A 5728-nucleotide genomic window follows, 5' to 3' on the forward strand; every position below is an offset into this window, starting at 1 on the left:
CGGGGTGGACCGGGGTGTTAAAGAGGTTCAGGCCCCGCAGCGCTGCGGGGCCTGAACCTGTCAATGATTGTCCGGCGGTGACCTACTCTCCCACACCCTCCCGAGTGCAGTACCATCGGCGCTGCGGGTCTTAGCTTCCGGGTTCGGAATGGGACCGGGCGTTTCCCCCGCGCAATGACCGCCGTAACCCTTGAACCCGACCCCCGCGTGTGTGCGGGGTGGGTAAACCTGATGGGGGTACGTGGTACCAGATGCTCCCGGCCCCTGATACCAGGGCCGGCAGCTATTCAGTTATGTTCCCTGCAACAACGCGGGTTGTTGGTTGGGAACCACATAGTGGACGCAAGCAGCATGATCTTCATACCCCTTCTTTGGCGGAACCGTTTGAAGTCGTGTTCTGCCCAGGATATGTGTGGTGTAAGTTATCGGCCTATTAGTACCGGTCAGCTTCACGGGTCTTTAGTCCCCGCTTCCACATCCGGCCTATCAACCCAGTGGTCTGGCTGGGGGCCTCTCACACACAAGGTGCATGGAAATCTCATCTTGAAGCAGGCTTCCCGCTTAGATGCTTTCAGCGGTTATCCCATCCGAACGTAGCTAATCAGCGATGCACTTGGCAGTACAACTGACACACCAGAGGTTCGTCCGTCCCGGTCCTCTCGTACTAAGGACAGCCCTTCTCAAATTTCCTGCGCGCGCAGCGGATAGGGACCGAACTGTCTCACGACGTTCTAAACCCAGCTCGCGTACCGCTTTAATGGGCGAACAGCCCAACCCTTGGGACCTACTCCAGCCCCAGGATGCGACGAGCCGACATCGAGGTGCCAAACCATGCCGTCGATATGGACTCTTGGGCAAGATCAGCCTGTTATCCCCGAGGTACCTTTTATCCGTTGAGCGACGGCCATTCCACAATGTACCGCCGGATCACTAGTCCCGACTTTCGTCCCTGCTCGAGATGTCTCTCTCACAGTCAAGCTCCCTTGTGCACTTACACTCGACACCTGATTGCCAACCAGGCTGAGGGAACCTTTGGGCGCCTCCGTTACTCTTTAGGAGGCAACCGCCCCAGTTAAACTACCCATCAGGCACTGTCCCTGACCCGGATTACGGGCCGAAGTTAGATATCCAGTATGACCAGAGTGGTATTTCAACGATGACTCCACCCGAACTGGCGTCCGGGTCTCACAGTCTCCCACCTATCCTACACAAGCCACACCGAACACCAATACCAAACTATAGTAAAGGTCTCGGGGTCTTTCCGTCCTGCTGCGCGTAACGAGCATCTTTACTCGTACTGCAATTTCGCCGAGTTTATGGTTGAGACAGCGGGGAAGTCGTTACTCCATTCGTGCAGGTCGGAACTTACCCGACAAGGAATTTCGCTACCTTAGGATGGTTATAGTTACCACCGCCGTTTACTGGGGCTTAAATTCCCAGCTTCGCCCGCAAGGGCTAACCGGTCCTCTTAACCTTCCAGCACCGGGCAGGAGTCAGTCCGTATACATCGTCTTGCGACTTCGCACGGACCTGTGTTTTTAGTAAACAGTCGCTTCCCCCTGGTCTCTGCGGCCCACACCCGCTCCGGAAAGCAAGTCTCCATCACGGGGCAGGCCCCCCTTCTCCCGAAGTTACGGGGGCATTTTGCCGAGTTCCTTAACCATAATTCTCTCGATCGCCTTGGTATTCTCTACCTGATCACCTGTGTCGGTTTGGGGTACGGGCGGCTAAAACCTCGCGCCGATGCTTTTCTAGGCAGCATAGGATCACCGGATTCCCCCGTTCGGGGGTCCCATCAGATCTCAGGTGCGTCATCAAAGACACAGTGACGGATTTGCCTATCACTGACCCTACATCCTTAGACCAGGACAACCATCGCCCGGCCCGGCTACCTTCCTGCGTCACACCTGTTAATACGCTTACCTCCCGGGATACGGTCCCGCGCTCCACCAAAACCCGGAACACCACAAGGGTGCACGGGCAGGTTTCGGGCGGTTAGTTTCCCCCGTTCAGTATGGGCGGTTTTTCGCCGGTACGGGAATATCAACCCGTTGTCCATCGACTACGCCTGTCGGCCTCGCCTTAGGTCCCGACTTACCCAGGGCAGATTAGCTTGACCCTGGAACCCTTGATCATTCGGCGGACGGGTTTCTCACCCGTCTTTCGCTACTCATGCCTGCATTCTCACTCGTGTAGGCTCCACCACTGGTTTACACCGCAGCTTCACTGCCCACACGACGCTCCCCTACCCATCCAGACGGCTGAACCACGAAGGCTTACCAAAAATCTGAATGCCACAACTTCGGCGGTGTACTTGAGCCCCGCTACATTGTCGGCGCGGAATCACTTGACCAGTGAGCTATTACGCACTCTTTCAAGGGTGGCTGCTTCTAAGCCAACCTCCTGGTTGTCTGGGCAACTCCACATCCTTTCCCACTTAGCACACGCTTAGGGGCCTTAGTTGGTGGTCTGGGCTGTTTCCCTCTCGACTATGAAGCTTATCCCCCACAGTCTCACTGCTGCGCTCTCACTTACCGGCATTCGGAGTTTGGCTGACGTCAGTAACCTTGTAGGGCCCATCGGCCATCCAGTAGCTCTACCTCCGGCAAGAAACACGCAACGCTGCACCTAAATGCATTTCGGGGAGAACCAGCTATCACGGAGTTTGATTGGCCTTTCACCCCTACCCACAGCTCATCCCCTCCATTTTCAACTGAAGTGGGTTCGGTCCTCCACGACGTCTTACCGTCGCTTCAACCTGGCCATGGGTAGATCACTCCGCTTCGGGTCTAGATCACGCCACTCACTCGCCCTGTTCAGACTCGCTTTCGCTACGGCTTCCCCACACGGGTTAACCTCGCGACGTAACACTAACTCGCAGGCTCATTCTTCAAAAGGCACGCCGTCACAGCTACAAGGCTGCTCCGACGGTTTGTAGGCACACGGTTTCAGGTACTATTTCACTCCCCTCCCGGGGTACTTTTCACCTTTCCCTCACGGTACTTGTCCGCTATCGGTCATCAGGGAGTATTTAGGCTTACCAGGTGGTCCTGGCAGATTCGCACGGGATTTCTCGGGCCCCGTGCTACTTGGGATCCTCTCCAAGCGGCAGCATACATTCCGGTTACGGGGCTAACACCCTCTACGGCCTGGCTTTCAAACCAGTTCACCTATGCACCTGCACTCACTTCACCAGTCCGGCAGAACTGATACGGAAAGTCCCGCAACCCCAGTGATGCAACGCCCGCCGGCTATCACACACCACTGGTTTAGCCTCTTCCGCGTTCGCTCGCCACTACTAACGGAATCACTGTTGTTTTCTCTTCCTGCGGGTACTGAGATGTTTCACTTCCCCGCGTTCCCTCCACGCACCCTATGTGTTCAGATGCGGGTCACCCGGTCACTCGCGCGCCGGGCGGGGTTTCCCCATTCGGACATCCTGGGATCACCGCTCGGTTATCAACTCCCCCAGGCTTATCGCAGATTCCTACGTCCTTCTTCGGCTCCTGATGCCAAGGCATCCACCGTGTGCCCTTAAAAACTTGACCACAAAGATCAACAATTAATATCGCTATCGAGAAAACCATGGAAAACCAGTACAAGACCGGTCACCAGGTTTATCTGAAATTGCACTTAATAATTTTTAAGATGCTCGCGTCCACTATGTAGTTCTCAAACAACAACCCCGTCACACCCATCCACCGGAAACGGCACCCCGCAAAGGGAACCACCACCCGGCCTCCGGCATGCGCAGGAAAACCAGAAACAACAGATCCTGTTGCCTCAGGACCCAACAGTGTGCCAAACGCTTCCCCCGGGCAACCGCCCGGACCCGCTTTCCAACCCCCAGGGGGGCGTACTCACAGACCCGGAACAACCCGGACAAACCTGTTCATTGATATTCCACCCATGAGCACCCGCCGAAGAACAAACGCCTTCGCAGCGGGCATACTCCTGGAAACCGTGCATCCAACACTGTGGAAGAACACAAACAGTTTCAGGTGCTCCTTAGAAAGGAGGTGATCCAGCCGCACCTTCCGGTACGGCTACCTTGTTACGACTTAGTCCCAATCGCCGGTCCCACCTTCGACGGCTCCCTCCCACAAGGGGTTAGGCCACCGGCTTCGGGTGTTACCAACTTTCGTGACTTGACGGGCGGTGTGTACAAGGCCCGGGAACGTATTCACCGCAGCGTTGCTGATCTGCGATTACTAGCGACTCCAACTTCATGAGGTCGAGTTGCAGACCTCAATCCGAACTGAGACCGGCTTTTTGGGATTAGCTCCACCTCACAGTATCGCAACCCTTTGTACCGGCCATTGTAGCATGCGTGAAGCCCAAGACATAAGGGGCATGATGATTTGACGTCGTCCCCACCTTCCTCCGAGTTGACCCCGGCAGTCTCCTATGAGTCCCCGGCATAACCCGCTGGCAACATAGAACGAGGGTTGCGCTCGTTGCGGGACTTAACCCAACATCTCACGACACGAGCTGACGACAACCATGCACCACCTGTAAACCGGCCACAAGTGGGGAGCGTATTTCTACGCTTTACCGGTTCATGTCAAGCCTTGGTAAGGTTCTTCGCGTTGCATCGAATTAATCCGCATGCTCCGCCGCTTGTGCGGGCCCCCGTCAATTCCTTTGAGTTTTAGCCTTGCGGCCGTACTCCCCAGGCGGGGCACTTAATGCGTTAGCTACGGCGCGGAAAACGTGGAATGTCCCCCACACCTAGTGCCCAACGTTTACGGCATGGACTACCAGGGTATCTAATCCTGTTCGCTCCCCATGCTTTCGCTCCTCAGCGTCAGTTACAGCCCAGAGACCTGCCTTCGCCATCGGTGTTCCTCCTGATATCTGCGCATTTCACCGCTACACCAGGAATTCCAGTCTCCCCTACTGCACTCTAGTCTGCCCGTACCCACTGCAGACCCGGGGTTGAGCCCCGGGCTTTCACAGCAGACGCGACAAACCGCCTACGAGCTCTTTACGCCCAATAATTCCGGATAACGCTTGCGCCCTACGTATTACCGCGGCTGCTGGCACGTAGTTAGCCGGCGCTTCTTCTGCAGGTACCGTCACTTTCGCTTCTTCCCTGCTGAAAGAGGTTTACAACCCGAAGGCCGTCATCCCTCACGCGGCGTCGCTGCATCAGGCTTTCGCCCATTGTGCAATATTCCCCACTGCTGCCTCCCGTAGGAGTCTGGGCCGTGTCTCAGTCCCAGTGTGGCCGGTCACCCTCTCAGGCCGGCTACCCGTCGTCGCCTTGGTGGGCCATTACCCCAACCAACAAGCTGATAGGCCGCGAGTCCATCCAAAACCGCAATAAAGCTTTCCACCGCCATGGCATGCGCCAGGAGGTCGTATCCGGTATTAGACCCGGTTTCCCAGGCTTATCCCGAAGTTAAGGGCAGGTTACTCACGTGTTACTCACCCGTTCGCCACTAATCATTCTGTGCAAGCACAGAAGTCATCGTTCGACTTGCATGTGTTAAGCACGCCGCCAGCGTTCATCCTGAGCCAGGATCAAACTCTCCGTAAATGTTTTACAGACACACAACCGGAGCCAAGGAAAATTGGCTGCACAGTCATGCACTAAATTCGAAACCAGCTAAAAAAACCATCCACAGCCCACGGGGTGGGCGGGACAGCCAATTCAACCAATTAAAATAATCGGTATCAATAAACTTGGCACACTATTGAGTTCTCAAACAACAGGCACATCCGG

3 rRNA genes are annotated in these 5728 nt (G+C 55.8%); all 3 read right to left on the minus strand.

Going from position 1 to position 5728, the window contains the following annotated elements:
- Positions 1 to 69 precede the first annotated feature (69 nt).
- A 5S ribosomal RNA gene (gene rrf, locus ITX31_RS05085) occupies positions 70 to 186 on the minus strand.
- Positions 187 to 412: 226 nt separating this feature from the next.
- Positions 413 to 3548: ribosomal RNA gene (locus ITX31_RS05090) — 23S ribosomal RNA — on the minus strand.
- 464 nt (positions 3549 to 4012) lie between these two features.
- Positions 4013 to 5542: ribosomal RNA gene (locus tag ITX31_RS05095) — 16S ribosomal RNA — on the minus strand.
- The 16S, 23S and 5S rRNA genes sit together here, the layout of an rRNA operon.
- Between the last annotated feature and the right edge of the window lie 186 nt (positions 5543 to 5728).

The organism is Arthrobacter gandavensis (genome assembly GCF_015355785.1).
Lineage (GTDB): Bacteria > Actinomycetota > Actinomycetes > Actinomycetales > Micrococcaceae > Arthrobacter_B > Arthrobacter_B gandavensis_A.